The sequence below is a fragment of the Sphingomonas elodea ATCC 31461 genome, from assembly GCF_000226955.1.
GTDB lineage: Bacteria > Pseudomonadota > Alphaproteobacteria > Sphingomonadales > Sphingomonadaceae > Sphingomonas > Sphingomonas elodea.
This window is the reverse complement of sequence record NZ_AGFU01000120.1, coordinates 1-1,441: the sequence shown is the minus strand read 5'-3', so window position 1 is coordinate 1,441 and position 1,441 is coordinate 1. Positions and strand designations below refer to the sequence as shown.

General features: G+C 64.1%; 2 protein-coding genes. Both read left to right on the top strand.

The window, feature by feature from the left end; all coding sequences use genetic code 11:
* The first annotated feature begins 85 nt into the window (after positions 1-85).
* The gene (locus KK7_RS0119280) at positions 86-1,102 is read left to right on the top strand and encodes a sugar phosphate isomerase/epimerase family protein (RefSeq protein WP_029623457.1); all 1,017 of its coding nucleotides are present in this window, start codon (positions 86-88) and stop codon (positions 1,100-1,102) included.
* The coding region (locus KK7_RS0119275) for a C-glycoside deglycosidase beta subunit domain-containing protein (RefSeq protein ID WP_010546273.1) at positions 1,102-1,441 on the top strand (340 nt) is incomplete at its 3' end. The genes KK7_RS0119280 and KK7_RS0119275, both read left to right, overlap by 1 nt.

Below are 1,441 nucleotides of genomic sequence, written 5' to 3'. Positions count from 1 at the left end.
CCGCCATACCTGCCGATCCCCGCGCCTGGACCTTTGCCATGGCGCGGGGTGCCGCCCTTTGCCGCCTGTAACCCACGGAGCCATCGTGTCGAAAATCCAGCGGGGCGTCAGCCTCTACAGCTACCAGGAAGAAATGTTTCTAGGTCAGATGACGGTCGAGGATGCGATCGCGCATGCGGTGTCGCTCGGCGCCAGGGGCATCGAGATCCTGCCCGAGCAGAACATGCCGAGCTTCCCGAACATCGACGATGCGGAAGTTGCCCGCTGGCAGGAAATGCTCGCCCGGCACGGCGCGCATTTCACCTGCTACGACATGTTCCTCGATACCAAGCTCCGCAAGGGCGAACTGCTGTCGGACGACGAGCAGGTCGCCAGCATCCGCCGCGATCTGGCGCTGTGCAACCGGCTCGGCATCAAGAACATGCGCGTGCTGGTATTCGTGCGCCCCGACATCCTCGAGCGCTGCGTACCCTTTGCCGAGGAGCTGGACGTGCACATGGGCGTGGAGGTCCATGCGCCCTGGCATCTCGAACATGCCTGGATCCTGCGCACGATCGAGGTCGCGGATCGGCTGAACACCCGCCATCTCGGCATTCTGCCGGACATGGGCATCTTCATGAAGCATTACCCGCCTGCCTTCCGCGCCCGTTTCGAGCGCCAGGGCGCCCGGCCGGAAATCACCCAGTTCATCGTCGACCAGCATGAAGAAAAGGTGATGGCCGAATACACGATCTACGAAGTCGCGGTGAAGCGCGGCGGCAATAAGGCCGAGATCGCGATGGCCGAGACGCTGCGTCACGCGCCCTATGCCAACCCGAAGCGGCTCAAGGACTATGCGCGGTACTTCCGGCACATCCAGGCCAAGTTCTACGAAATGAACGAGGACTGCACCGATCCGGCGATCGCCTATGACGAGGTGATCCCGGAACTGGTCAAGTGCGGCTGGGAAGGCACGCTGTCGAGCGAATATGAAGGCAATCGCTGGATCCAGGACGTGATGGAGGTGGACAGCCGCGAGCAGGTCCGCCGCCAGCATGTGATGTTCGATCGCCTGATCGCCCAGGCCGAAGCCGCGCTCGGCGCCGAGAAGGAAACCGCCTGATGTTCGACAAGTATCTGATCCAGGCGGAAAGCCTGCGCAACACCGGCCCGGCCGAGGCGCCGACCGGTTTCGCCTTCGAGGCCAAGCTTGGCTATTATCGTGGGCTGGGTCTGTCGATGATCGAGAAGCTCGACGTGTCGATTGACGGCAATCTGCTGCCGCGCGAGGCGGTGCGCTTCGACGAGGGGCAGGGGCCGCTCACGCTCGACGCAATGGAAACCGCCTACGACCGGCGCTGGGCGTTCGGCGCCCGGGCGACGATCCTGGTGGAGCATCCCGGCGGCTTCCCCGCAGGCGAGCACGCGCTGTCGCTGACCGAGCAGCTGCGCGTCTCCTATC